The following is a 256-nucleotide window of genomic DNA, read 5'->3' as shown; positions in this document are numbered from 1 at the left end:
GGAGACCAGAAGGGCGCCGAAGCCCTCTTCCGGCAGGCCGCCGACGCCGGCGTACTGGATGCCCTGCGCTGCCTGGCAATACTGCGGGAGCAGGCCGGAGACCAGAAGGGCGCCGAAGCCCTCTACCGGCAGGCCGCCGACGCCGGTGATACCAACGCTCTGATGGATCTGGTGCTGGTATGTGAGCAGGTCGGGGACTTGGAAGGTGCCGAGGCCTTCGCTCGGCGAGCCGCCAGCGTCGGTGATCCTTGTGCTC

Annotated in this window: 1 protein-coding gene; it reads right to left on the bottom strand. The window is 68.4% G+C overall.

What is annotated here, in order from left to right; all coding sequences use genetic code 11:
* A partial coding sequence (locus tag ACSNOK_RS35080) for a hypothetical protein (protein ID WP_436784746.1) occupies positions 1-256 on the bottom strand: 256 nt, incomplete at both ends.

Origin of the sequence: Streptomyces sp. URMC 126 (genome assembly GCF_051386555.1) — a bacterium.
Classification (GTDB): Bacteria; Actinomycetota; Actinomycetes; order Streptomycetales; family Streptomycetaceae; genus Streptomyces.
The sequence above is the reverse complement of the archived record's forward strand: the minus strand, read 5'-3'. Positions and strand labels throughout refer to the sequence as shown.